General features: G+C 74.1%; 34 protein-coding genes. 30 read left to right on the forward strand and 4 right to left on the reverse strand.

All coding sequences use genetic code 11. From position 1 onward, the window contains the following. The 16 genes from KYY02_RS31875 to KYY02_RS31950 all read left to right on the forward strand — a co-directional run. Positions 1-1,538 (forward strand): P-loop NTPase family protein (locus KYY02_RS31875; protein WP_371244170.1); only part of this gene is annotated, 1,538 nt, incomplete at its 5' end. Positions 1,539-1,620: 82 nt separating this feature from the next. Then, positions 1,621-2,175, forward strand: a complete 555-nt coding sequence (locus tag KYY02_RS31880) for a DUF6197 family protein (RefSeq protein ID WP_371244172.1) — start codon at positions 1,621-1,623, stop codon at positions 2,173-2,175. A gap of 29 nt (positions 2,176-2,204) precedes the next feature. Next, the gene (locus KYY02_RS31885; RefSeq protein WP_371244174.1) at positions 2,205-2,660 is read left to right on the forward strand and encodes a Pycsar system effector family protein; all 456 of its coding nucleotides are present in this window, start codon (positions 2,205-2,207) and stop codon (positions 2,658-2,660) included. Positions 2,661-2,797: 137 nt separating this feature from the next. Next, on the forward strand, positions 2,798-3,001 hold the full coding sequence (locus KYY02_RS31890; protein WP_371244176.1) for a helix-turn-helix domain-containing protein: 204 nt from the start codon (positions 2,798-2,800) through the stop codon (positions 2,999-3,001). Positions 3,002-3,104: 103 nt separating this feature from the next. After that, positions 3,105-3,518 (forward strand): hypothetical protein, encoded by a 414-nt coding sequence (locus tag KYY02_RS31895; protein WP_371244178.1) that lies wholly within the window; start codon positions 3,105-3,107, stop codon positions 3,516-3,518. Next, on the forward strand, positions 3,508-4,299 hold the full coding sequence (locus KYY02_RS31900; protein WP_371244180.1) for a hypothetical protein: 792 nt from the start codon (positions 3,508-3,510) through the stop codon (positions 4,297-4,299). Before KYY02_RS31895 ends, KYY02_RS31900 begins: the two co-directional genes overlap by 11 nt. Further along, positions 4,296-4,670 (forward strand): hypothetical protein, encoded by a 375-nt coding sequence (locus tag KYY02_RS31905; RefSeq protein ID WP_371244182.1) that lies wholly within the window; start codon positions 4,296-4,298, stop codon positions 4,668-4,670. The genes KYY02_RS31900 and KYY02_RS31905 overlap by 4 nt, the downstream gene beginning before the upstream one ends. A gap of 64 nt (positions 4,671-4,734) precedes the next feature. Further along, complete coding sequence (locus tag KYY02_RS31910; RefSeq protein WP_371244184.1) at positions 4,735-5,151, forward strand: hypothetical protein; 417 nt, start codon at positions 4,735-4,737, stop codon at positions 5,149-5,151. A gap of 219 nt (positions 5,152-5,370) precedes the next feature. Further along, entirely contained in the window at positions 5,371-5,745 is a 375-nt protein-coding gene (locus tag KYY02_RS31915; RefSeq protein WP_371244186.1) for a helix-turn-helix domain-containing protein, read from the forward strand. 1 nt (position 5,746) lies between these two features. Next, a complete protein-coding gene (locus tag KYY02_RS31920; protein WP_371244188.1) occupies positions 5,747-5,989 on the forward strand; it encodes a hypothetical protein in 243 nt (80 codons plus the stop codon). Beyond that, on the forward strand, positions 5,986-6,210 hold the full coding sequence (locus KYY02_RS31925) for a hypothetical protein (RefSeq protein WP_371244190.1): 225 nt from the start codon (positions 5,986-5,988) through the stop codon (positions 6,208-6,210). Before KYY02_RS31920 ends, KYY02_RS31925 begins: the two co-directional genes overlap by 4 nt. Before the next feature lie 160 nt (positions 6,211-6,370). Continuing rightward, entirely contained in the window at positions 6,371-7,462 is a 1,092-nt protein-coding gene (locus KYY02_RS31930) for a tyrosine-type recombinase/integrase (protein ID WP_371244192.1), read from the forward strand. A gap of 124 nt (positions 7,463-7,586) precedes the next feature. Further along, positions 7,587-8,066 carry a hypothetical protein gene (locus KYY02_RS31935; protein WP_371244194.1) on the forward strand — a complete coding sequence of 160 codons (480 nt, stop codon included), beginning with the start codon at positions 7,587-7,589 and terminating at the stop codon, positions 8,064-8,066. A gap of 112 nt (positions 8,067-8,178) precedes the next feature. Further along, a complete protein-coding gene (locus KYY02_RS31940; RefSeq protein ID WP_371244196.1) occupies positions 8,179-9,135 on the forward strand; it encodes a ParA family protein in 957 nt (318 codons plus the stop codon). After that, entirely contained in the window at positions 9,132-10,136 is a 1,005-nt protein-coding gene (locus tag KYY02_RS31945; RefSeq protein ID WP_371244198.1) for a hypothetical protein, read from the forward strand. Before KYY02_RS31940 ends, KYY02_RS31945 begins: the two co-directional genes overlap by 4 nt. Then, complete coding sequence (locus tag KYY02_RS31950; RefSeq protein WP_371244201.1) at positions 10,133-10,405, forward strand: hypothetical protein; 273 nt, start codon at positions 10,133-10,135, stop codon at positions 10,403-10,405. The genes KYY02_RS31945 and KYY02_RS31950 overlap by 4 nt, the downstream gene beginning before the upstream one ends. Here KYY02_RS31950 and KYY02_RS31955 read toward each other — a convergent pair. Then, positions 10,402-10,572 carry a hypothetical protein gene (locus KYY02_RS31955; RefSeq protein WP_371244204.1) on the reverse strand — a complete coding sequence of 57 codons (171 nt, stop codon included), beginning with the start codon at positions 10,570-10,572 and terminating at the stop codon, positions 10,402-10,404. The two genes, KYY02_RS31950 and KYY02_RS31955, sit on opposite strands and share 4 nt — an antisense overlap. Positions 10,573-11,243: 671 nt before the next feature. Then, positions 11,244-11,492 (reverse strand): hypothetical protein, encoded by a 249-nt coding sequence (locus tag KYY02_RS31960; protein ID WP_371244205.1) that lies wholly within the window; start codon positions 11,490-11,492, stop codon positions 11,244-11,246. 1,420 nt (positions 11,493-12,912) lie between these two features. Between KYY02_RS31960 and KYY02_RS31965 the strand changes: the two genes are divergently transcribed. Both KYY02_RS31965 and KYY02_RS31970 read left to right on the forward strand, forming a co-directional pair. Further along, entirely contained in the window at positions 12,913-13,599 is a 687-nt protein-coding gene (locus KYY02_RS31965; RefSeq protein ID WP_371244206.1) for a hypothetical protein, read from the forward strand. After that, positions 13,596-14,006 carry a MarR family transcriptional regulator gene (locus KYY02_RS31970; protein ID WP_371244209.1) on the forward strand — a complete coding sequence of 137 codons (411 nt, stop codon included), beginning with the start codon at positions 13,596-13,598 and terminating at the stop codon, positions 14,004-14,006. Before KYY02_RS31965 ends, KYY02_RS31970 begins: the two co-directional genes overlap by 4 nt. Positions 14,007-14,080: 74 nt before the next feature. Here KYY02_RS31970 and KYY02_RS31975 read toward each other — a convergent pair whose 3' ends face one another. Both KYY02_RS31975 and KYY02_RS31980 read right to left on the reverse strand, forming a co-directional pair. Continuing rightward, a complete protein-coding gene (locus KYY02_RS31975) occupies positions 14,081-14,635 on the reverse strand; it encodes a UTRA domain-containing protein (protein WP_371244211.1) in 555 nt (184 codons plus the stop codon). A gap of 44 nt (positions 14,636-14,679) precedes the next feature. Then, positions 14,680-15,477, reverse strand: coding sequence for a GntR family transcriptional regulator (locus KYY02_RS31980; protein WP_371244213.1), 798 nt, complete (start codon positions 15,475-15,477; stop codon positions 14,680-14,682). Positions 15,478-16,021: 544 nt separating this feature from the next. Here KYY02_RS31980 and KYY02_RS31985 point away from each other — a divergent pair. From KYY02_RS31985 to KYY02_RS32040, 12 genes are all read left to right on the forward strand, one after another. After that, positions 16,022-16,498: a hypothetical protein gene (locus KYY02_RS31985; protein ID WP_371244215.1), complete on the forward strand. Its 477-nt coding sequence runs from the start codon at positions 16,022-16,024 to the stop codon at positions 16,496-16,498. A 20-nt stretch (positions 16,499-16,518) separates the two neighbouring features. Next, positions 16,519-16,695: a hypothetical protein gene (locus KYY02_RS31990; RefSeq protein ID WP_371244217.1), complete on the forward strand. Its 177-nt coding sequence runs from the start codon at positions 16,519-16,521 to the stop codon at positions 16,693-16,695. 146 nt (positions 16,696-16,841) lie between these two features. Next, a complete protein-coding gene (locus tag KYY02_RS31995; protein WP_371244219.1) occupies positions 16,842-16,994 on the forward strand; it encodes a hypothetical protein in 153 nt (50 codons plus the stop codon). Continuing rightward, positions 16,991-17,182: a hypothetical protein gene (locus KYY02_RS32000; protein WP_371244221.1), complete on the forward strand. Its 192-nt coding sequence runs from the start codon at positions 16,991-16,993 to the stop codon at positions 17,180-17,182. Before KYY02_RS31995 ends, KYY02_RS32000 begins: the two co-directional genes overlap by 4 nt. A 71-nt stretch (positions 17,183-17,253) precedes the next feature. Further along, on the forward strand, positions 17,254-17,793 hold the full coding sequence (locus KYY02_RS32005) for a hypothetical protein (protein ID WP_371244223.1): 540 nt from the start codon (positions 17,254-17,256) through the stop codon (positions 17,791-17,793). Positions 17,794-18,043: 250 nt separating this feature from the next. Next, positions 18,044-19,399 carry a DUF2637 domain-containing protein gene (locus KYY02_RS32010; RefSeq protein ID WP_371244225.1) on the forward strand — a complete coding sequence of 452 codons (1,356 nt, stop codon included), beginning with the start codon at positions 18,044-18,046 and terminating at the stop codon, positions 19,397-19,399. 93 nt (positions 19,400-19,492) lie between these two features. Then, entirely contained in the window at positions 19,493-19,714 is a 222-nt protein-coding gene (locus tag KYY02_RS32015; RefSeq protein ID WP_371244227.1) for a hypothetical protein, read from the forward strand. A gap of 157 nt (positions 19,715-19,871) precedes the next feature. Continuing rightward, positions 19,872-20,387 carry a hypothetical protein gene (locus tag KYY02_RS32020; RefSeq protein WP_371244229.1) on the forward strand — a complete coding sequence of 172 codons (516 nt, stop codon included), beginning with the start codon at positions 19,872-19,874 and terminating at the stop codon, positions 20,385-20,387. Beyond that, entirely contained in the window at positions 20,384-20,620 is a 237-nt protein-coding gene (locus KYY02_RS32025) for a hypothetical protein (RefSeq protein WP_371244232.1), read from the forward strand. Before KYY02_RS32020 ends, KYY02_RS32025 begins: the two co-directional genes overlap by 4 nt. A gap of 329 nt (positions 20,621-20,949) precedes the next feature. Then, a complete protein-coding gene (locus tag KYY02_RS32030; protein ID WP_371244234.1) occupies positions 20,950-22,806 on the forward strand; it encodes a hypothetical protein in 1,857 nt (618 codons plus the stop codon). Positions 22,807-22,816: 10 nt separating this feature from the next. Then, positions 22,817-23,230, forward strand: a complete 414-nt coding sequence (locus KYY02_RS32035) for a conjugal transfer protein TraB (RefSeq protein ID WP_371244236.1) — start codon at positions 22,817-22,819, stop codon at positions 23,228-23,230. 81 nt (positions 23,231-23,311) lie between these two features. After that, positions 23,312-24,056: plasmid transfer protein TraX (locus KYY02_RS32040; protein ID WP_371244238.1), on the forward strand; the 745-nt coding region annotated here is incomplete at its 3' end.

Here is a 24,056-nt window from a genome sequence, read left to right on the forward strand (position 1 = left end):
GGGGGCCCGCCGATCAGCTCGCCGCGCTGTGGGCCGCGAAGGTCTCCGCGAAGGGCGGAGTGGCGCCGGGGGTGGAGCTGGTGGACCACCGCATCGAGACCGACCGCATCGTGATGCGGGTGGAGGCCGCGGACAGCGAGCTGCTGCACCTGCCCCGCCTGCCCCTGGCCCGGGCGCTCGGGGTGGAGGACCCGGAGCTGCTGATGGTGGAGACGGACGGCATCGCGCAGGGCGTGGTCACCCTCTACCGGGAGCACCCGCTGCTGACCGTGCGCGAGGCCACCGTGGACGACCTCCGCATGGACGCCGGCGGCCGCATCGCCATCGGGCTGCGCCACGACGGCCGGCCCGGTCGCTGGCCGCTGTACGACCCGGAGCTGGGCGGGCTGACCGACCTCCTGGTGGGCGCCCCCGGCTCGGGCAAGAGCGTGACGCTGCTGACCCTGCTCGCCGCCGAGCGCATCAACGGGGTCGTCAGCGTGGTCACGGACGCGCAGGACGGCATGTCGCTCCCGGAGGCGGAAGGCCGCGTCGCGCACTTCGGGGCCGGACAGGCGGAGTCGGCGGCCACGCTCGCGGCGTTCTCCGCCGTCGCCTCCTACCGCCAGGAGGTGAGCGCCGCGAACGGCTGGGGGTCCTTCACCCTGGGTAAGCCGTGGCGGCTGGCGATCCTCACCATGGACGAGATCAACCGCATGATCGCGGAGGACGCCGGGACCCCGAAGGAGTTCCGCAAGTGGGTCGCCGGGATGCTCGGGGCCGGACAAATCACATGGCGCAAGCTCGGCATGGGCGTGCGGATCGCCGGCCAGTCCATCCACCTCCAGGACCTCGGAGACTCCGAGAAGATCCGCGCCAACGCGAAGCAAGGCTCTGTGTGGCTCGGGCGAGTCAACAGCAGCATGACCCGCTCCATGGCCACGGACATGACCACCGGTGCCGTGGAGATCACTCCGATTCCCCGCCACTTCGGGGTGACCGGCGCGGCGGAGCTGGAGGCCGCGTGGTCCGGCGGGGAGGCACCCACCGGGCCGACGGCCGCCGGGACCGCGTGGCTCATCCAGTCCGGGCAGCCCTACCTGTCCCGGGTATGGCGCGCGGTGAAGCGGGAGCGGACGTACCCCGGGCTCATCGCCCTCATGGAGTCCGCGCCGCCGGTGTCCTTCACCCCGCAGGAGGAGGACGTGTTCCGCCGCGCCTACGCCGAGGGCCTGGACCTCGCGGTGGAGCTGCTGACTGGTGAGACCGCCGACCGCGCCACCGCGGCCGCCGAGGCGCGGCCCGGCCCGGCGGCTCCGGCCTCCCGCGTCCCGGCCCCGCCGGCGCCCGCCCGCAACCTGCGGGACGACGTCTTGGCCGTCCTCGCCGGCGGGCCGCTGCGTACCCGGGAGATCCGCCAGAAGGTCGGTGTCGGCACCGAGGGCGGGCCCGCCTCCGGGTCCGTGGACAACACGCTCTCCAAGCTCCAGGAGGCCGGGCTGGTCGTCCGCGTCGGCCACGGCGTGTGGGCCCGCACCGACCAGCCCACCGAGTCCTGACCCCGCACACCCCGCCGGGCCCCCGAGCGCGCCGCACGACAGCCGCCGGGGGCCCAGCCCGCTCTCCACCCCGGAGGACCGCGTGCACGCCCCCAGCACCGCCGTACCGGCCCCGGAATGGGCCGCCGAAACCACCGAGGCCGAGCACCCGCCGGCCTCCCTGGACGAGCGCCTCACGGCCGTCAGCGACCGCATGGACGAACGGCTGAACCTGGCCGGGCTCGCCGTCGCGGTGAACACCGCACTCCGCGTGCCCGACGTCGAGCCCGTCGACCTGGCCGACGTCGTCCGCGTCCCCACCGCCGTCCAGCCCTACCGGCCGCCCGTCGACCTCTACCCCACTCCCGTGGCCGCGCTCCTGCAGCGCGCCCAGGCCCGGCTGGAGCGGGACGGCTGGTGCCAGGGCGCCACCGTCGACGAGGACGGCGCCCGCTGCCTGTACGGGGCGCTGCGCGCGGAAGCCGCCAGCACCGCCGAGCTGCACGACGCACTCGCCGTCCTGCTGGAAGCCATCCGCCGGCACTGCCCCGGCGCCGACACCATCCCCGACGCCAACGACCACCACCTGCCCGGCGCAGCCGCGGCCGCGGGCCTCCTCGAGGAAGCCGCCCGCCTGGCCGACGCCCGCGGCCTGTGACCCCGTCCACCCCCATCAAGGAGACGCCCATGCCCACCACCACCGCCGCCCGCCTGGACGCCGCCATCACCACCGTCCTGGTGGAGATCGGCCGCACCGACGCCAAGGCCGGCATCCTCCTGACGTCCGTCTCCTTGCCGCTCGCGGTCGTGGTCGCCGCGGTGCCCGGGCGGTCCCTGCCCACGGTCGCGGCCGCCTTAGTCGCCGCCGGCGCCGTCGGCCTGGTCGCCGCGGTGCTCGCGGTCCTGGCCGTCGTCCGCCCCCGCCTGGACGGCGCACAGCGCGGCTCATACCTGCACTGGTGCCGGTGCACCCCGGAGGAGGTCCTGCAGGACCTAGAGAGCCCGGACGACGGCCAGGCCGCCCACCTTGTGCGGCTCTCCCAGATCGCCCGCCGCAAGTACGCCGGACTACGCATCGCCATCGACATCACCGCCGTCTCCCTCGTAGTCCTGGTGCTGGCCCTGCTCACCGCCCTGCCGTAGCCCCCGAGCGCGCTCCACCGAGGCCCCCGGCCGCCCCTCCGACGAGGGTGCGGCCGGGGGCCTTTTTGCTGTCCGGGAACGATCTACGGCCTGCCATGGTTGGCAGGGGTGAACACACCTGCCACGGAAGGGGGAGCATGGCCGACATCTCCGACGCCGGCGACTGGCTGCCAGTGCCGTACGTCGCCCGACACCTGGGCATCTCCACGTCCACGGCGTACCGGTGGGCCCGGCGCGGCATCCTGCGCGCCCGCCGCCTCGGGCCGAACGGCCGCACGGTACGCGTTCACCGCTCCGCACTTGACGAGCACGACCGCATCGAGGCGCCCACCCGCGCCTGACCGCATGACTGCATGACCGGGGATGGTTTTGGGCCTCCCGGAGATCGCTTCACCCGCTGCTGGCGTTCGAGGCCGGGCGATCACCGAGACCACCAGGACCACCATGCCCGCACTGCTGGCGCCCGCGGCCCCGCCCATACGGTCGCCCCGTACTCCCGTCGGGTTCCTGCCCGGCCTCTTCACTCGCCGTCTTGAGCGCGAGTGGCTGCCCACGATGCCGCCGTACCTGCGCCGCGGCCGCTTCCTCGCGTTGCTGTACGCCGCCGCCGTCCACGCCGACCCGTACGGCCTGGTGCTGCCCGCCATCGGTCTGGACGTTCCCGCCACGCTGGCCCGCTCCGCAGGCCTGTCCGCCGGCGACGGACACCGCTACCTGAGTGCGGCTCTCGCCGCCGGTCTGATGCGCCACACGGCCCCCGACCGCTGGACGCTCGGCTCCCCCACCCCTCCCGCCTGGACGGCCGCCCTGGACGTCCTCACCGCCCCGTCCCCGCTGGAGGCTCCCCGTGCCTGCTGACACCCTCCTCGCCCGCGCCCGGCTGTTCGCCGCGCTGCACCCGGACGACACCGGGCACGCCGAGGTGCTGGCCCGCCTCGACCCCTCATGGCGGCCGCCGGCCCCGGCGAGCACCCTGGAGGCGACGGGACGCGCCGCCCTGGACACGTGGCTGTCCCGCCCCGGCCGGCCCCCGCTGGACCTCACCGCCGCCCGTACTGCCCGCGTCGACCAGGTGCAGCAGCCCCCGGCCGCACCCGTGCTGAGTGCCGCCGCGGTACGGATGCCGCGCGAGCCACGAGGAGCCAGCGGCTTCTATGCCCCGGACACCCGGGAACGCCGGTGGGTGCTCATCTCCCCACGAGTGCCGTCCGCCTCCCGGTGGACCCGGTACGCCCGCCGGCTGCTCTCCCTGCCCGGGTCCCCGTTCACCGCGCTGCGCGTCGCCGTCCAGCAGCTCCCCGACACCCGAGGGCAGGCGGTGTTCCGCACCGACCCGGACAACGGCCGCCACTGGGTGGAGATCAGCGTGGACCCGGTACGCGCCCGCCCCGGCCGCGCCATGGACCGCACGCTGCGGCACGAGCTGGCGCACGTCGCGGACGAGACGGCCCGCCGGCGGCAGTGCACCGCCGCGGCGTGGCTCGCCGGATTCAGTGATGAGCACCGCAGCACGGTCGGCGAGAGTTTCGCCCGGCACATGGAGGACGTCCTGACCCACCAGGACGACCCGGAGGAGACCGTACGGGCCGCGCAGCAGTGGGCCGCGGCCCGGCGCCCCCGGCGGGGGGTGTACCGGTGACCGGCCCGGACACGGAGACGGAGATGGTGGCGTTCCTGCCGTTCGGGCTGCGCGCCCGCGGCTTCGCGGAGCAGCGCGCGGCGCAGGCCCTGGGCAGCGGTGCCCGGTGCCCGCACCCCGGGCCGGTCTTCCTGTCCGCCATCGACCCCGACCGCGGTGCCTTCTGCCCCCTCTGCGCGCACGCCCCGATGGCGGACCTGCTGCTGTCGCCCTGGTGCGCCATCCCGCAGTGCACCGCCCTGGCCGCCCCCGCCCTGTACGTGCTCGGGCCCGATGTCCGGTACGGGCTGCTGGCCAAGTTCTGCGAGGACTGCCGCACCGCCGACACCCCGCACCCCGCCACCGCTCCGGAAGGGGCCCCCGATGGCTGACGCCCCGGCGCCGCTCCCCACGAGACACCCGCCCCTGACCCCTCCCACGAAAGGGACCCACCCCATGACCTTCAGCTTCAGCCGCCGGCACAACTCCGTCGACCGCCTCACGGGCCTGCCGCCCGAGCGCTGGCCCTCCCCCGACACGGCCACGTTCGGGGACATCGCCCGCGTCGTCGACTGCATGAAGTCGGTGTGCCTGGACCTCAAGGCGTCCGGCTTCAACGCGCAGAAGCGGCAGCGCCGGTACACCAACCTCGCGGACTACGCCCGGTATGTCCTGGCCGCCGCGGAGTCCCTGGACGCCCTGCTCGCCACCGAGCTGGAGGAGCGCCGGCGGCAGGAGGAGGAGGCCACACGGCGGGAGGAGGAGCGCCGGGCGGCCGCGGAGCAGCAGCGGCAGGAGGAGGCGGAGGCCCTGCGCCTGGCCCGGGAGATCCTCGCCCAGCAGCGTGCCGAGCAGCAGACCGCCACCGGCTGACCACCCCCGCAGGGCAGGGAACGGCCGCACGGTGGCCGCAGATGGCCGGGTGCGGCCGCACACCGACCACCAGGCGGCCATCCCGGACCCCGCCCGCCGTACCCGCACCCCTCTCCGACCAGCACACGCGCACCGCCGCCCCGGCCAAATGGCCGATCCTGGCCGCCCTGGGCCGGTAGCACGCTGCCCCGACCACCACGACCACACGGAGGTGACCCGGTGGCGCACTCCCCGGAGGACCGCCAGGAGGCCGCAAAGCTCCTCGCCCGCGGCGCGAGCTGCGCCACCGTCGGCCGACGACTGGGCATCCCGGAACGCACGATCCGCAACTGGAGGAAACAGTCCACGTTCATGGCGGTCATCGAGGAGGCCCGGGCGGAGGTGCTGGCGGACACCGTGGCCAGCCTGACCCACCTCGGGCCGGTCGCCGTGCACACCCTGGCCCGGGCCCTGGCCGGGGACACGGAGGTGACCGCGCAGCAGCGGCGGGCGGCGGTGGACACGTTGAAGCTGATTCCCGGTTTCCGCACGCACGCGGTCCTGGAGGCCAAGCTGGCCGAGCTGGAGGCCATGACGACATGGGAGAAGACCTGAGATGAGCAGCAGCCTGCACCGGCGGGTGGACCGGCTCCTGCGGGAGCGGCGGGCCCGTTCCGGGGCCCGGGTGGACCTGCGGGCGGAGGAGCGGCACGGCACCCGGCTGTGGGGAGACGCCGGCGGGCCACGCTGCTACCGGCGCACCACCGAGGAGGGTTCGGAGCTGACCACCGTGGACGCCGACGGCGCCCCGGGCACCACGTACGTCCTCGTGGGCCTGGACCTGGAGGCACTGGTATGAGCGGCAGCATCCAGCAGCGGGTGGAGCGCATCGCCCGTCGGCGCACCGAGGCGGCCGCCCTGGGCACGGAGATCCTGGACCTGGTGGCGGAGATCGCCGCGGAGGACCCGGAGCAACTGAAGGAGGTGGCCGCCGAGGTGAATGAGGTTGTCCAGGCCGCGCAGGAGCGCCGCCGGCGGGCGGCCCGGTACACGCCCCCTCGTCGGCCGCCCGGCGGCTGAGCACCGGCGACCGAAGACGTAGCGCAAGGAACGGCCCGCCCCTGTCCGGCACTCCGCCGGCGAGGGCGGGCCGTCGTCATGTCCGGGGTGGACTGCGTGCCACACCTGCCCACACCGGAACCCTTCTGCCACGCCCCAACTCACGATAAGCTCACATATCGTGAGTACAGATCAGGCACCCGAGACCGCCGTGGAGTTGGCCGCCCCGCACCTCCCGGCCCCCCTCATCACCGCCCCCTCCCTCGTGCTGCCGGACCAGTACGGCCCGGAGCTGACCGAGCGTCTGGACGCCCTGGACGACGCAGCGGAGGACTTCGCCGCCCGGCAGCGTCCGGCCAACACCCGCCGCGCCTACGCGGGCGACTGGAAGACCTGGACCCGGTTCGCCACCGGGCTCGGCATCCCCCTCACCGCAGCCGCCTACAAGCCCGGCGTCCTGCGCACCTACGTGACGTGGATGTGGGACCAGGGCGGCGAGGACGGCCGGCCCCTGGCCCCGACCACCATCGACCGCAGGCTCGCCGGGCTCGCCGTCACCCTGCGCCGGGACCACGGCGTCGTCATCCCCCCGGAGTTCACCGAGGCCGCCCGCGAGCTGCTGAAGGACCTCAAGCGGCAGGCCGCCGCCCGCAAGGAGCCGCCGCGCGGCCGGGGCAAGGCCCCCGCCATGCGGCTGGACGCCCTGCGCGCCATCGTGGACGCCTGCCCGGACACCCTGACCGGCCTCCGCGACCGGGCCACCGTGCTGCTCTCCTTCGCCACCGCCGCCCGCCGCCATGAGGCCGCCGCCCTCATGGCCCGGGACCTGGTCCTCGTGGAGGGCGAGGGCCTGGACGTCGACGTGCGGGTGTCCAAGACGCACCCCCGGCAGGTCGCCGTCCCCTACGGCTCCACCCCGGAGACCTGCCCGGTGCGCGCATGGCAGGCGTGGCAGGAGGCCGCCGGCATCGAGCCGGACACCCCGGCCCTGCGCCGGATGCACCGCACCGGCAGCGTCACCCGGGCCGGACTCTCCCCTCAGTCCGTGGGCGCCGTCATCACCGAGGCCGGACGCCGCGCGGGTGTGACGATCCGCTTCACCGGCCACTCCGTCCGCTCCGGGATGATCACCGAGGCCCGCCGCGCGGGGAAGGACCGCAAGGCCATCTCGAACATCTCCGGGCACGTGGACGGCAGCCCCGTCCTGGACGGCTACATCCAGACGGCCGACCGCTGGAGCCACCAGGACAACGCCCTCAAGGGGGTGCTGTAACCAGTCCGGAGCGGACCCCCACGGCCGCGTGATTCGTTCCCGAACCGCCCGCGCGCCACCGGCCCGGGCTGCTACGCAGGACCCGACAGTCACCAGTCACCAGACACCAGACACGGAGCACCCCATGACCGACCCGTATGAGACCTGGAAGGCGCAGGAGATCCGGCGCCCCGACGGCGTGCCCCACCTCGCCGGGCTGTCCGGGCTGGTGGAGCAGCGCGCCGTCCACAACGACCGGCTGATGCTCCACCGGCTCCCCGCCGACCACCCGGGGGAGCGCGGCACCGCCGGCGACGCCCTGGCCGCGCTCGCACTCGGAGAGGCGATCCGCCGGCGGATCGCGGACGAGCACGGCAGCCGCGTCCATGAAGCGCTGGAGCTGGGCGCCTCGTGGACGGAGGTGGCGGCCGCGCTCGACATCACTCCGGACGACGCCCGGGCGCTGCTGCGTACGTGGGCCGACGGACAGCACCAGCTGTACCGGAGCGACCTCGCGGACGGCCGGTCCCGCCCGCTCGGGATGGACGACGCCACGTACGCCGTTGTCCTGGCGCTGTACGAGCTGGGCGACGACGAGGCAGTGAACCTGATCAACCCGTCCTGATCAGAACCGGCCCGCGACGGCCCCGCCCTGGGAGCACCTCGGGCGGGGCCGTTCGCATGTCCGCGCGGGCCCGGCGGCGACGCGTGGCCACGGCGGCAGTTACCGTCCCCGCATGGAGTCACCAGGAGCACACCCCGACCAGGGGCCCCGTACCGCGCTGCCGCCGCTGGACAGTCCGCCGGGCGACCGGCTGGAGGTCGTCACGGCGTGGAACGCCGACACGCCGTATCAGGCATGGCGGCCGCAGATCCTCGTCCCCGCGACGTTCCGGCAGGCGTCCGCGCCCCGGGTGTTCGTCGTCGTCAACCAGAAGGGCGGCGCGGGCAAGACCACCAGCACGGTGGAGCTCGCGGCCGCGTGGGCGGCGGCCGGCTACCGGGTCCGTGTCATCGACGCCGACCACCAGGAGGCCGCCCTGTCCGCGTGGCTGCTGCCGCAGTACCCGGAGGACTCCCCGCGGCATTCCCTGCGGTCGGTGTTCTTCGAGGACTGCACCCTGGCAGAGGCCACCTATCCGACGCGGTTCGCCGGGGTGGACATGGTGCCGTCCGGCACCGACCTCCAGCGCGTGGAGTACGAGCGGCCCATCGGTGCGGAGCAGGCTCTCGCGGACGCGCTCGCCCAGGAGATGGAGGAGGCCGGCGGCCGCGCCCCGTACGACGTGACCCTGATCGACGCTGCGCCGTCCCTCGGGCTGGTCACCGTGGCCGCGCTCACCGCCGGGGATGAGGCCCTGGTGCCCATCAAGGTCGGCGGTCTGGACATGAAGGGCATGGCGTCCCTGCACAAGACGATCCGCAGCGTGCAGCGGAAGACGAACCCCAAGCTCAGGGTTGGGGCGGTCCTGCTGACCGCGTGGGACAAGAGCAGCTTTGCCCGGCAGCTCGCGGCGCAGGTGTCCGAGGACTACCCGGAGGCGGCCGTCATCCCGATCCGGCGCAGCGTCCGCGCGGCAGAGGCCCCCCTCACCGAACAGCCGATCCGCCTGTACGCGCCGGACGCGGCCCCGGCCGGGGACTACGACCAGGCCGCCGGCGTCATCCTGCCCACGAGGGAGACCACCGCGTGACCCGCCGTGCCCTTGCCATGCCGTCGACCCGCAGCGAGGAACCCGACGAGGAGCTGGAGGAGGAGACCAGCGCCGAGGCGGAGCCCGCGCCCGCGCGGCCCCCCGGAGTTCTGGCCGAGCTGACCGGCGCGGACCTGTCGACGCCGCTCACCGTCGACCACATCCCGGCGCCGTACGCCCCGAGCGACGGGGACACCCTCACCGCTCAGGAGGTGGCCGACCTGGAAACGTGCGAACGGGGCGTGGCCGGTCTTCAGAGAGCGTTCGCGGTCGCCGGCAAGGCGCTCGCCACGATCAACCAGGCCAGGCTGTACCGGCCCGGGCCTGGACGTCCCGGCTTCAAGACCTTCACGGAGTACCTGGCGGCCCGTTGGGACGGCCTGTCGGAAAGCCAGGCGTACCGGCTCATGGACGCGTGGCCGGTGTACGCGCTGCTGGAGTCGGCCGGGGTGACCGTGCTGAACGAGCGGCAGGCCCGGGAGCTGGTGTTGACGTTCCGCAAGCACGGCGGGCCCGCCACGGTGGCCCTGGCCAAGGCCGTGGAGCGGCGTACGAGGAAGCCCACCGCGGCCGCCATCGGAACCGCTCGCAAGGAGCTTCCGGCCAGCCTGCCGCGCGACCCGGACCAGATGGTGCGGGTGATCGAGGACGCGGCACAGCGGGCACTGTCCCGGCCGGTCTCCCCCAATGGGGGAGAAACCGCGGCCCCGTCGACCTCCCCCATTGGGGGAGAAAATCCGGCGGGCCCGGGCGTCGGCCGGGCGGACGACGAGGGCGACGTCACTCCCGAGCAGGTGGACGTCGGCGCGGAGGCCATGGCCAGGCTTGAGGCCGCCGTTGCCCAGCAGCGGCAGGTGTACGAGGAGATCCCGCCGGACGTCCTGGCGGCCGCGATGCTGTACGACCTCGGGCGGGCGGAGCGGCTGCGCCACGAGGGAGCGCAGTATGCGACCCGCGCCGGATTCCGGTTCCGTGGCAGCGCCGAGGAGGACGACGCGTGACGGCCGCCGTCTACGTAGCGACGCACCCCGACCTTGCCGCGCACCGGATCGGCCTTACGGACGCGTACGCCGACACGGACCGCCTCCGTGTGAACGAGCGGCGCGGCTGGCGCATGATCGGCGTCGTCCACCTGCCCACCCGCGCCGAGGCGGAGCACGTGGAGGCGGCCGTGCTCGCCGAGCTGCGTGTCCGGCGCCGGCGACCGCGCGCGGGTGTCGGCCCTTTCGCGCGGCCGCGCGTCCTCGAGGACCGCCGCGGACGCGGCTAGTCGTCGGCCGGTGTCCAGGGCGGGGGCGGGGTGGTGCTGATACCGCCGCATGACCAGCATTCGAAGTCGTCCGGCAGCTCGTATCTGTCGGTCCACCAGGAGGCGACCGGCTCACCCCACATGACGCACGGCGCCCCGCACCAGCCGCACACGAACGCGAAGTTCACCGCTGTCCTCCCCGGGCCGTCTCCTCGCCGCCAGGATGCCCGGTGGGAGGTCCCTGCCGCTGGACCTTCGCGGGAGTCCACCCCCCGGCCGGGCCGCCTCCGCGGGGCCGGCGGGCCGGGGGTTTCTGGACTTTCTGGACCGCCTCCGCGCGGGCGCGTGTGAGGCGGGTTTCCGGTAAGGCCGGCCGCCCACCGGCCGAGGTGTCCGGAGCGGAGCGGAGGACACCTCGGAACCACTTGATGGTGGTGCTTGATGTTCTTACTAAAGGGGCCCGGTCCTCCGGCGACCGGTGAACCGGGGCCCGGAAACCCGTCCCCGGTTATGCCCGGCTCACCCCGTATCCGCCCCGTTCGCCCGTTCGCCCGGTGAACCGTCCCCGTGTACGGCCCGTTCCCGGTGTCAGCTTTTCCGCAGGTTCTGTCACCCCGCGCGGCGCGTGTCCTCTGTGGCGGCGGTGTTTCGGACGCCGGTCTGCGGGTTCCTCGCAGTAAGGCACGACACCCCGGAGCTAAGGCACGAAAAACCGTGCCTTACCCAACCTCCGCGGGTCGCCGGCGGTAGCTGTCCCCCGGATCGTCCCCGTGCTCCCGCCTGCCGCGCTCTCGACCTCCCGGACGGGGGAATACCCGTCGGGAGGGGAGATCGTCCGGCACGGAACCGCTCAGCGCCTTCAGGGGCGGGTGTCGGGCTTCCCCGCGGTGCCGCGCCAGGAGAGTTCTGCAATCCGCTCCATCTCGCGGCCGTAATCGGCTGCTGCCTCCACGAACGGGCCGAAGGCTGCCATTGCCTCCAGCGGGCGCACCTCGCCACGGTCTACGGCGGCCAGCAGCTCCAGGACAGCGGTCAACTCGACCGCGACGCCGGCGCCGGGGAGGCCTGGGCGGTCCTCGGACCAGATAGTGCCGAGTTCCGCTGTCACCCGGGGGAGGGTGAGAGGGCCGGCGGTAAGGGTCCGAGTGCAGGTGGTGGGCACGGCTGTCCTTTCGGGTGGGTACGGGTATCGGATCGAGAGACTGCCACGCCCCGCACCTGCCAACGGCCGCAATCGCCGGATGGGGGAATACCCGTCGGGAGGGGAGATCGTTCGGCACGGGAGCATGCAGCGCCCCTACCGGACGCGTCAGCTCAGTGTGGTGACACGTCGAAGTAAGCCGCTTCGCTGACCTGCATCTTTTGATCCCTCCATCACCACGAAGAAACTCAAAGTTGTTATGCATTGATCGGGGGATGACATCACATCAACTAAGAGTTGATACCCCAGGTCAGCGAGCTGCCTTGCTCTGGTTCGGGGGTTGGCTGTCGGCTGCGGCCTGGTGGTCGCGCTCTTCCCGCCTGGTGCCGCGCCCTGGTGGTGCACCGACCCTTGCGGGCCGGTCCGGCAGTGCGTCGCCTCCGGTGGGCGGACCCTGCCCGGTGGACGGTGCGCACCGTTGCGCCCACCTACTAGCGACCCCTCCGCTTCGCTCCGGGGCTACGGGCTGCGCCCTTGCGCACACTCGCGGCGGGCTCCTCCGGACCCCCGCCCGCCGCGACCTGGAGCACCCGTGCCCCGTAGTCGCCCGCGGGCCAGGCGCTCCCACCGGCCGCGCGTCGACCTCCGCCCCCTCGTGGCTGGTGTCCAAGGGGGAGGGGGAGTTGTACGGCGGGGGAATCGACCTCAGCCACAGAAAGTCAGCCACAGCGGCGGGGGCGCCGGACGACCAGGCGCGCGTGTGCCTCGCTCAGCCACCGCCGACGGTGACCACGCTTCCTCCCTGCTGCCCGGCCACCGAGGAGCGGCGGCCGCCGGCGGTGCTCGGGTGGCACCAGTCGGGCCCCGCAGGGCCTCCAGGCCCGAGGACGCGCCGACCCTGGGCGCCGGTCGACAGCGGCAAGGAGATTCGGCGGGTTGCGGCTCCCTGGTGATCGGCGCAGCCTCCGGCGGCCCTCCGGGGGCGCACTCGCAAGCGAGCGCGGACGGAAGTACTCGATCCGTCCCCGGACAGCCCCCCGGCACCTTGCTGGCCATCCAGGCAGTCCGACCCTGCGGGGTGGAGCTCGGGGACGACAGTGACCCCCGGTGGCGGGCGGGAGGCGACGGGGCGCGCCTTTTAACTAAGAAGGGGACGGTACCGCTGACCTGCGGAGACGCTGGCGTAAGGGGCAAAAAAGTGCACCTTACGGGGCGGAAAAGTGCCCCTTAGGTCGCGCTCGCTACAGAACACCACACGCAACACGCCGAGCTAAGGGGGCACCTTTCGGATTCTGAAGTGTATGATCGCGCCCGTAACGTAGCTCGCAGCGGAGCTAAGGGGCAGAAAAGTGCCCGTTAATGCGTAGCTCTCGGATCGGAGCGGAGCATGGCAGCATCGAGTAGCAAGCCGCGTCGTCTAGCACTCGTCGTCGACGAGAAGTCGGGCGAGGTGTTCCAGCAAAGGCAGCGGGTGTCCCACGTCTTCGACGGCAAGGGATACACCCTGGAGGGTCACGGCGTCGAAGTGCCCAACTTCCGACTCAATCTGAGCGGCACCGAGTGGGACATCATTGACTGGATGAAGCAGCACGGCGGCTCCGCCAACCCTGTGCCGCTGAACCCCGCACGTCTTGCCCCCGAGCTGTGCAGCGGCGACACCGCCGTGAAGAAGGCCATTGCGCGCCTGGTCCGATTGAATCTCCTGCTGCGTGTCGGCGGTGCTCGCTCCGGTATCTACCAGCTCAACCCGCGCCGGTTCTGGGAGGGCAGCGGGGAGTCCCATGTGAAGGCGTGTCTCCGCATGGACCCGCCCCCCGTTGTCGCGGATGACAAGGCTAGGACGGCCGCCATCAAGGCAGCAGAAAAGGCGCTGGAGGCCGCGCGCACGGCCGCCGAGACCGCCGCCGAGGTCGCCGCCGCGCTCCCCAGCAGTAAGGCCGCGGACTCCGCTCGATCCACTGCTCAGGACGCACTGGCATCGGCGATCCTTGCGGTAGATACCGCCCGGAACCTCGGGGCAAAGCTGACCGCTGAACTCCGCCGATTCGTCCAGGAGCAGGAGGCCACCGCGTGACCACCCATATCAACGCCGATGACCTGTCAATGGCGCACCCCGTCTACACCCTCAACCTGACGGCCGCGCAGCGCTGCACCCTGGAGTGGCTGACGTGCAACGGCGCTCTGTACGCGCCTATGGAGGTGGACCCGAAGGAGATCGCGGAAGACTGCGGCAACTCCATGTCCACCGTCTACGACGCCCTCGCCCGTCTTACTGCCCTGCGCCTGATCCAGCGCACCGGAGAAGCGAGCATCTACCGGGTCAATCCGCGGTTCTTCTTCGCGCAGAACCCGGAGGTGGCTCAGCTGGTGCTGGACGCGCTCCAGGCCCCCGACGTCGAGCCCGACGAGCGGGCGCACCAGCCGCGCCGTACCTCGCCGGTCACCGTCCGCCGCCGTCGCCAGGTGCGCCCCGTCTCCTGACCGCACAGCACAGCGCCCCCGCTCCGATCACCTGGAGCGGGGGCGCTGTCGTGTTTCAGCCCGGGGCGGGTGCCTCAGTCCAGCGGGACGCCGTACCGCAGCGTCCAGCCCTCCCCCAGCACATGCCGGGTGACCTCCACGGTACGGCCGTCCTCGGTCCGGCCCACGTGCGTGATGGTGAGTAGCGGCGCACCCTCCTGGACGCCCAGGGCCGCCGCCTGGTCGGCGGTCGCCGGCACCTGGCACACGTCCTCCACGACGTCCGTCTGAGCGAGGCCCGCGTCAGCCATGCGCGAGATGATCCCGCCCTCCCCGGTGTCGAGCTGGGCGACGGCCGGGGCCGCCTCCGCCACGAACGCCGGCAAGTACGTGTCGGCAAGCTGCACCAGGCGCTCGCCGTCGTACATGCGGCGCTGCCGGATGACGACCTCCCCCGTGTCGCCCAGGATCTCCGCGACGTCGGCCGGGGCCGTCCCCCGCGTCACCTCGACCTCAGCCCGAGGGGTGCCCCCGGCCCGCTTCGTCTCCGCCTCGAACGCGCCGCGCGCGCCGCCCTCGGCACGCAGCCGGTACCGGCTCCGGGCGTCCCGGGTGATCGTCCCGTCAGTGCCGATGGTGTTGGTCGGCATGTCGCTCCTTGCTGGTGGTGGTGGGTTGGCAGTAGGGCCGGCCGCTAGTCCGCGTCCAGCTCCCACGTGTACGAGAAGCGCCAGATGCTCGCGGGCATGACGTGCACCGCGACCTCCACGACGCGGCCCTCCTCCGTGGAGGCGTGGTGCGTCAGCTCGTACACCTGGCGGTCCTCCGGGATGCCGAGTGCTTCGGCCTCCACGGCGGACGGGAAACGGACCTCGATCGTTTCCCGGACACGACGCTGCGCGTGCCCCAGCTCGGCAAGACGGCTCTTGCTGCCGCCCGGGCCGGTGTCCTGGTCCTCGATCCGGCTCCCGCCCGCTACGTCGATGGGGAACCACGACGTAGCGATCTGCACCGGGAAGCCCTCCGCCTGGTCGGCCTCGTCCCGGCCGGCGCGCATGACGCGGCGGCGGGAGATGGCCTTAGCGGAGTGGTGCAGCCCGAGCGCGGCCGCGACCTCACGCGGCGGCCGCTCCCGGGACACGTCGGTCGGCGTGGGCTTGTAGACCAGCCCGAGCCGGTTCAGCTCCGCCTCGAACGCGCCCCGCGCGCCGCCGGCCTCTCTGGCGGCGGGCTGGTAGCGGCCGGTCCCGTCCCTGGTGATCTTCCCCAGGAACGGCGTCACGAATGAGCCCTTGCCCATGTGCGTAACGACCAGGCCGTCCCGCTCCAGCACGCGGTAGACCTCGCGCGTCGTCTGGAAGGCGATGCCCTCCGCGGCCTGGAGCTCGGCAGAACTCGGCAGCTTCGCGCCCGGCGGGTAGTGCCCGCTTTCGATCTTCGCTCGGAGATCGGCGGCGATCCGCTCGACCTTGCCCGGCTCCTTCCTGGCCACGGCCTCCGTCCCTTCCGCTCGTGATGTTGGTCTGGCGCCCAAGCATGACATAGCTAGTTAGGTTCTGAAAGTGGCAGCTTTCGAACGGTGTTGCGCGCCTCAAATCCCCAGGTCAGGCACCCCTCCGAAACACACCTATCTAGATGGGTTGACACTCCCTCCATGTCGTGTCTTAATCGGTCTCGGAACCGCCTATCTAGATAGGTAGGTACCACGGTAGCGACCGGAGAGCAGCGCGTGATGGCGGCCTTGAAGGAATCGCCCGTTCTCTTGAGAACTCCACAGCAGGGACCACGCCGGTAACCCGTGGGCCTGCCCTTCCGCGCCAGTACGGGCGGCGGGGTGACGTCCAGACGCCGTAGGCGAGCTGGAGGAAGGCGAAGACCGGCACCACTCGATGACTTCCGAGTCGTCGCGGTCCAGCACCTCGCGCGCCGCGCGTCGTGCCGGAGCCGCGCCCACTCGGCACCCCAGCCGCCAGGGCGATTGCAGCGCCCCTGGCGGCCGCGCACCAGCACCAGCACCGGATACCAGGAGGCACCACATGATCCGCACCGTCACCTCCCGCGCGCGTCGCGCCGTCCGTACCGCCGCCGACGCGGTCCGCTCCACCCTCACCCCGGCCGCCCTGGTCCGCTCCCGCGCCACCGAGACGGCGCCCGACCCGGCGGACGTCTTCACCCCGGAGGAGATGCCGGCCCCCGAGGTCATCGAGGGCGCGGCCGCCGACTACGCCGCCGCCACCGACCAGACCCGCGCCGGGGACCGGGGCAAGCGCAAGGCCCGCAAGATCCTGGACCGCCTCCCGGCCGGCCGCTACGGCGGGTGGATCGTGGAGCGTGTCCCGTCCTCCCGGCAGACGCCGGACCTGGAGGCCATCCGCGCCACCTACCAGCGTCTCGGGCTGGGGGAGGTCCCCATGCGGACCTGCGCCCCGTCCCTGCGCGTCACGGCGGCCGCCGCCGACGTCGTCCAGCTCCCGGCCGCCACCGAGACCGCCCCGGCGTCCCTCGCGGCCTGACCGACCAGGACGGCCGCACCATGACCGCCACACCAGGAGAGCCGCCCATAGTGCTCGTCCACGGACCGCTGCCCTGCGGGGAGCCCGTCCGGATCACCCGGCCCGCCGGACGCCTGACCCTCACGTGGGACCCCCGGCAGATCAGCCGGGACACGCTCCGGGCGGCCGCCGAGCGGGCCGTGCGTGAACGGCCCTGACCCCTCCCGCACCACCGGCCCCCGGCACCCACGCCGGGGGCCGACGCCATGCACGACGACGGCCCCCGGGGCGATTGCAGCGCCATAGGTCCGGGGGCCGGTCGTCGTGCTCCGCACCAGTCACCAGACAAGAGAAGGAGCACGCAATGCGTGACCGTATCAACTCCGCCGCCGCCGAGGACGCCTGCCCGCTGTGCGGCTACTGGCGGTGCCGCTGTGGCGAGGTCCTGCGCGCCACCGACTCCGACCCGGACATGGACGAGGCGCTGCGCCGCGTCCGGCAGGGAGGGAAGCGGTGACCGCCCCGGAGCCCGAGCCCGCGCGCGACTGGGTGGAGGGCCTGGCCCACGAGCGTCTGGTGGACGCCACGCGCTTCCACCTCCAGGCCGCCGAGCGCGCCGCCGCGGCGGCGGAGGCCGCCACGGTCCAGGCCGGACACGTCCGGCTCGCCCGGTACCTCGCCGGCCACCCCGAGCCCGGCCGCTGACCCGCACGACCACGCACCACCGGCCCCCGGCACCCGCCGGGGGCCGCCTCATGACCAGGAGGGGACACCGCATGTTCCGGATCATCCGCACGGCCACCCTGGACGCCCTCCGCGCGGACAGCGTGGCACTGCCGGCCGTCCGGCAGGAACGCGACCAGGCCAAGAGCGAGGCCGAGCGCGCCACGGACTCCGCCATCCGCGCGGAGAACGTCGCCGGCGACCAGCTCCGCCAGCTCGCCCAGCTCCACGCCGACCGCTTCGAGGCGGAGCGCGAGACCCGCGCGCAGTACGAGGGCCTGCACGCGGTCATCAAGCAGGTGACCGCCGAACGGGACGCCGCCCGTACGGAGCGGGACCAGGTGGAGGCCGCCGCCCGCGCCGAACTGGACGAGATCCGCCAGGACGTCGACCGGCTCCGCGACGCGGCCGCCGACCCCGAGACGGGGGAGGGCATCCGGCACGCCATCGCGTACGGCGTCCTGCGCAACCTCGTGGACGACGTCCGGGCGCGCGGCCTGGAGCTGGGCCGCCCCCTCGACCTGGTGGCCGTCCTCCTCGGCTTCGACGCCCCGCCGACGGACACCGAGGAGCCGGTGCCGACCGGTCAGTGAGCCGGGTTTCACGCGCGGGCCGCCCGGCTTCACGCGGACGGCCCGCCGTTTCAGTCACACTCCCGCAGCACCTACCGGAAGGATCACCGTGACCACCGCGCACCTCCCCCTGACCCCACCGCCGGCCGCCCCGGCTTCACCCCCGGCCGTCCCCGTTTCACGCGCACCCGCCGCCGTTTCATCTCCGGCCGTCCCCGTTTCACGCGCACCCCGGGACCGCTCCGCGCTCGCCTGGAAGGCCCTCGCCGTCGTGGCCGTCCTCGGGGCCGTCGTGGTCGCCGGGATCGGCTTCGCCGGGTCCTACAGCGCGCTGCGGGCCCTCGCCGTCGACAAGGGATTCGGGGACTTCGCCCCGGCCTTCCCGATCGGCGTGGACGCCGGGATCATCGTCGCCCTGGCCCTGGACCTCCACTTCGCCCGGCGCGGCCTGTCCTGGCCGTTCCTGCGGCCCGTGGCCCACGGCCTGACCCTGGCCACGATCTATTTCAACGCCAACGCGGGGCAGCACTCCCCGGCCGAGGACCCGGTCGCGGCCGCCATGCACGCCGTGATGCCGGTGCTGTTCGTCGTCGCCGTCGAGGCGGCCCGCTACCTGGTCATCCGCACCTCGGGCCTGGCCCACGGCACCCGCCCGGACGGCGTGCCCCTGCACCGCTGGATGCTCGCCCCGCTGCCCACCTTCGGCATGTGGCGGCGCATGCGGCTGTGGGGCCTGACCTCGTACGCCGAGGCCGTCGACCGGGACCAGGCGCTCCGCGTCTACCGCGTGATGCTGGAGCGCAAGCACGGCAGCGTCCGCAAGGCCCCCTCAGACGCCCGTCTGCCCCTCACCATGGCCCGGTACGGGCTGACCGTGGACGAGGCCCTGGCGCTGCCCCAGGAGGCCGCAGAGCGCGAGCAGCGGCGCCGGGAGGACGAGGAAGCCCGCAAGGCCGCCGAGGAGATCCGGGCGGCGGAGCGGGCCGCGAAGCTGGAGGCGTCCCGGCTGCGGGCCGCCGGCCTGGTGGACGCCGCCCGGCACGAGGTGACCGCCTCCACCGGGGCCGCCGAGGTCCGCGCCCGGGCCACCGTGACCGCCGTGGAGCGCTCCGCCGCCCTGGAGACGGAGGCGCTGGAGAGCGCCGCAGCCGCCGAGGCCCGCGCCCGGGAGGCCGCCGCCGACCGCGCCGCCGCGGAGGCCCGGAAGGCCGCGGCTGAAACGGCCGCCGCCGCCGCTGAAACCGAGCGGGCCGCGCGTGAAACGGAGCAGGCCACCCGTGAAGCCGAGGCCCGCGCCGCTGAAGCCGAGGCCCGGACCGCCGCCGCGGAGGCCCGGAAGGCGACCGCCGACCGCGCCGCCGCGGAGGCCCGGAAGGCCGCGGCTGAAGCGGCCGCCGCCGCCGCTGAAACCGAGCTGCGCGCCGCCGACGCGGAGGACCTGGCCCGGCTCTCCCCGCGTGAACGGACCGTCCGCAAGCTCGCCCGGATCGTCCTCGCGCAGCACGGCGGCGACGCCGACCGCATGTCGCTGGAGGCCATCACCGACACGTTCGGCGTGGCGACCGGCACCGCCTCCCAGTACCGCCAGGAGGCCGCCCGGCTCATCCAGGACGGCTACCGGCCCTGACCGACCGCACGACACGGCCCGCCCGCCCCCAGGTCTAGTGAGGGCGGACGGGCCGCACGGCGACCGTACAGCGACGACGAGGGAGCGCCCACCATGCCGCCCACCATCAAGCCACGCGCGCCGCGCAAGACGCCGGCGCCCATGTCCCCCGGACAGCTCGGACTGTTCGGCGCCCCCGAGCCGTGGCAGCCCACCGGCTGCCGCTGCTGGCCGCCGGACCTGCGCCCCGGCTGCCAGCACTGCCGCACCTGCTCCGCCTGCCAGGACTGCGGCCGGTGCGCCGGGACCGGCTGCTCCTGCACCTGCGACGACTGACCCACCCGCTCACCACCACCGAAGGGGCGGCCCCGTACCGGGCCGCCCCTTCGTGCGCCTGGTGCTCCCCCTGCCGCGCCCGACCGGCCCCCTCATGGCCGGGCGCGGTTGCGGGACCACCCGACCACGCACCACCGAGACACCCACGGAGGACACCGTGACCGCTGAGATCAACCGCAGTAGCGACTACGAGCGGCTGCTGGACCTGGACGTCCTGTCCGCCTGGACGCTGGACCGGCAGCGCGTCCACCACCAGGACGCGGCCGCGTACGAGGAGGTGCTGGCCCTGTTCCAGTCCGCGCTGCGCTCCGAGGTGGTGGACGGCGACGGCCGCCTGTCCGCCCCTCGCCGGGCCCGCAAGGTGGAGAAGCACCTGAAGGCCGCCATCAAGGCCGCCCGCCGCCAGGAGGACGCGATGGAGCGGTTCCGCCTCGCGGCCGCCGCCCACAAGGCCCACGTCCAGGCGCTCCCGACGCAGCGCGAGGCCAAGCAGCTCCGCAAGGCCGGCCGCCGCTCCTCGGTGGCCGCGCTCACCGCCAAGAGCCTGCACAAGTCGGTGTCCGCGTTCACCCCGGGCGAGGACACCGCCGCGGCCCCGGCCGCCGACCCCGCCCGCCCGGCGGCGCGCGGCATCGCGGACTTGTTCGGCCAGCAGCAGCGGAGGGGCGCGTGAGCGACGTCGTCACCCCCGAGCAGCGCCGGTACGCCAACCGCGTCCGGCATTTGCAGGCGCGGCAGCAAGCGAACGCCGCGCGGGGTCCCAAGGGTGTGGCCGCCGTCTGGTGGGACCACGCCCGGGCGATCGCCACCCGGGCCGAACGCGCGGGTGACCCGGAGCTGTGGGAGCACCTGGCCCGGGCGCTGGAGAACTGGTGCCACCAGGTCGACCAGCAGCACGGACAGTAACCATCATCCTCATCATCACCGGGCGGGGCTGGGCCTCGCGTGCGCATAATGCGGGCGCTCGGGCGAGCGGGCGCGCGGGCGCGCGAGGATGCCCCGCACGGTGACCGACTGTCAAGGAGCGCCCCATGGGCGATGACAGCAACGTGACCCCCTTGAGGCCGAGGAGTCCGGCACCGCCGGGCCTCCCGCCGTTGCCTCCACCCCCACCGGGACGGCCTGCGCCGTCCCCGCCTCCCCCGGCCGCCCCGCCGCCCGAGACCACCTCGAGCGCCGGGGCGGTCCCCGTTCCCACCAGCAACCGCCGGTCCGCCGGCGACTCCCTGGCCGCCGTGACCGGTCCGGTCCTGCCGCCGCTCCCCGCCCCACCACCCGGACGGGTCCGGGTCCCGGCGACGTTCCGCGCGGACGGCCAGGACGACGACCAGGAGGAGGAGATCGGTATGGGAGCGCTCAGCCTGGCCGCGGTCCTCGCCATCGCGCTGGCCGCCTTACGGGGTGCGGCCGGTGCGGTGACCGACTGGCGGCAGCGCCGCATGGAGCGGGCGGCGGAGGCCGCGCCCTTGCGCGCCGCTCGCCAGAAGTTGGAGGAGGCCCGGATGCGGGCCGACGCCGCCAGCACCGGAGGCGGCGGGGGAGGGCGCGGCCGGGTGCCCTCCTCGCAGGAGTACGGCCGCCGGTCCCTCGGCTCCGGTGGGGGAGGCGGTACAGGGCGCGGCAACGGCGGCGGCTCCTCGTCGTCCGGTGCCGGCGGTCGCCGCTCCCCGTCCTCGGGGCCTGGCGGGACCGGGCCCGGACGCAAGGGACCCGGCTCGGACGGCTCGGGCTCGCCGGCCAAGCCGACGGGTAAGGGCTCCACCTCGCCCGGGTCGGGCACGTCGACCAGGAGCAGCGGCACCGGCAAGGGCTCCACCGGCTCCGGGTCGGGCGGGACCGGGAAGGGCGGCGGTACCGGCAGCGGCTCGGGCAAGGGCTCGGGATCGTCGTCCGGCGCCACCCCGGGCAGCGACTCGGGCAGCAGCAGCGGCGTAGGCCGGCGTCCGGGCGTCCTCGGACAGCTCGCCCTGAACCGCTCCCGGCGCCGCAGCGACCGCGAGAAGGCCGCACAGAAGGAGGCCGCCCGCCAGCACAAGGCCGACCTGGCGGAGCGCAAGCGCGCCGGGAAGGACGACGACAGCACCCGTAAGGACGCGGGGGAGACCGGCGACGACAAGACGGCCAAGCCCACCACCGGCGGGGACGGCAGCGGGCCCACCGGTACGGAGCGCGTCACCCTGGCCGCGTCCATCGGGGAGGAGGCCCGCCGCCGCGCGGAGGAGCGGCTGCGCCGCCGCCGGGAGGACCCCGACCCGCCCGTCTTCCGCCGGGTGCCCCGGGACGACGACGGGACCGCCGAGGGGGCGGCCACGACGACCACCGGGGACACCAGCACCGAGCCCACCGGCAGCGGCCCGGAGACGGCCGCAGGAGACGCCACGGCGACCGGCCCGACCACCGGGCCCACCCCGGGCCCGGGTGCCGGGTGGGAGTTCTACGGGACGCCGGGCGGCGGCCGCCGTAACCCCTGGGACAGCCTCTTCGAGGCCATGTGGGACGCGGAAGTCGTGTGGACCGTGGAACAGGACGGCCCGCCCGTCCGCAACGGTCCCGTCTGGGAGCCCGCCGCCCTCGGCCCCGCCCCCGCCGCCCCTTCCTCCCCGCGCACCGCGGCCGCCCCGGCGGCCGGTACCCACACCACCACGCCCACGAAGGAGACGCGCGTGTCCGTCCCGATTCCCTCGCCGCGCACGGGCGGGGCCGCCTCCGAGCACCTGACCGACGTCACCCTGGACGACGTCCTCACGTCGCTGAAGACGTCGAAAACCGACTGCTTCAAGACCTACGACGAGTGCGCCGCCCTGGCGGACAAGGCCCGGGAGCTGCGCGACGCACTCCGGGACCTGGCCGACGAGCTCGCGGAGCGGCACAACGTCATCGGCCGACTCACCAGCGCCGCCATGGCGCGGCTGTCGGAGTCCATGGACCTGCTGGCCCGCCGGGCGGAGGCGATGCGCACCGAGTCGCTGCACGCGGCGGAGTCCGTGGAGCACGCACACGACGAGATGCACGACGCCTACCGCCCCGTCCAGCAGGCCACCGCCGACGCCGGCCTGGTCATGCCGTCCGCCCGCATCCACAACGAAGACTGAGGACCGACCGATGAGTGATCTCGTTCCGCGCCCCGCCCACCTGCCCGCGACGACCGGCACGCCCTCCTTCACCGGGCTCGCCGCCCGCACGGCCGCGCTCACCGCCTCCGCCCTGGCGCTGAAAGAGGGCCTGTGGTCCCTCCAGCGCCGTATGGGGCGCGACGCCGACCACGCCGACATGCTGGCCGACCTGTGCACCGCCGCCGAGGTGGAGCCGCGGTTTACCGGCCTGATCAACGAGGCCGCCACCGCGCTGCGCGCCGTCGCGGAGGCGTCCGCCGACCTCGCCCGCACCGCCGATCAGGTCCAGCACGACTCCCAGGGCCTCCACGACGCCCACCAGAGCGAGTACCGGGGCGTGTACGAGGCGGTGAACGCCTCGGGTGTCCGGCAGGCCCGCCCGGGCTTCTACCGCACCCGCTGACCTCTCACCCGACACCGACCAGCCCACGGGGCCCGGCCACCCACGGCCGGGCCCCTCCCTTGTCTCCCGGAGGACCCCGCCGTGACCACCCAGACCGTCACCCCCGCCGCCGTCCGCCCGCCGCTCAGCGCGACCGCCGCCCGGCACCTGGCCACCGTGGAACGCATCGCCTACGGCACCGCCGGCGCGGCGGCCGCGATCGGCCCGGGCACCGACCTGTGGCAGCTGCACGCCGCCGCCCTCGGCACCGGCGCCGGCGTCCTGTGCCGCCTGTGGGCCCGGGCCCGCGACCGTGAAGAGGGATTCGCCCCGCGGCTGCTCACCGCCTCCTACAAGGCGCTGCCCGTCCTCGGGCTGTCCACCGCCTACGGGGTGGGCCTGTTCACCCCGGGCACCTCCTGGTGGGAGGTCGCCGCGTCCGTCGCCATCGCCGGTCTGTCGGCCGTGGCCGTGCCCCTCACCCGCTCCCGCGGGCTGCGCCGGGCCGCCGACAACCTCCCCGCCGTCGCCGCGCAGCAGCCCGACGAGGACGACTACGAGCCCGGCTACCTCGGGGACCTCGCCCGGTACTGGGCCGCCGCCCCGGCCACCGGCACCACCCGGCTGGCCCACATCCGCCAGTACCGCCCGGACGCCCCCGACTTCGAGGCGGTCATCCTCGCCCAGCCCGGGGAGACCGTGCCCGGCTCCCTCACCGAGCGCGCCGTCGCCGGCGTGTACGACGTCCCCGAGGAGGCCGTGAAGCTGGCCCCGGTGCCCGGGCACGGGCCGGGCCGTATGGCCGTCCAGGTCGCCCCTGCCGAGTACCTGGCCCGCCAGCAGCTCC

This window comes from Streptomyces pimonensis (genome assembly GCF_041380215.1).
In the GTDB taxonomy this organism is placed as follows: Bacteria; Actinomycetota; Actinomycetes; order Streptomycetales; family Streptomycetaceae; genus Streptomyces; species Streptomyces pimonensis.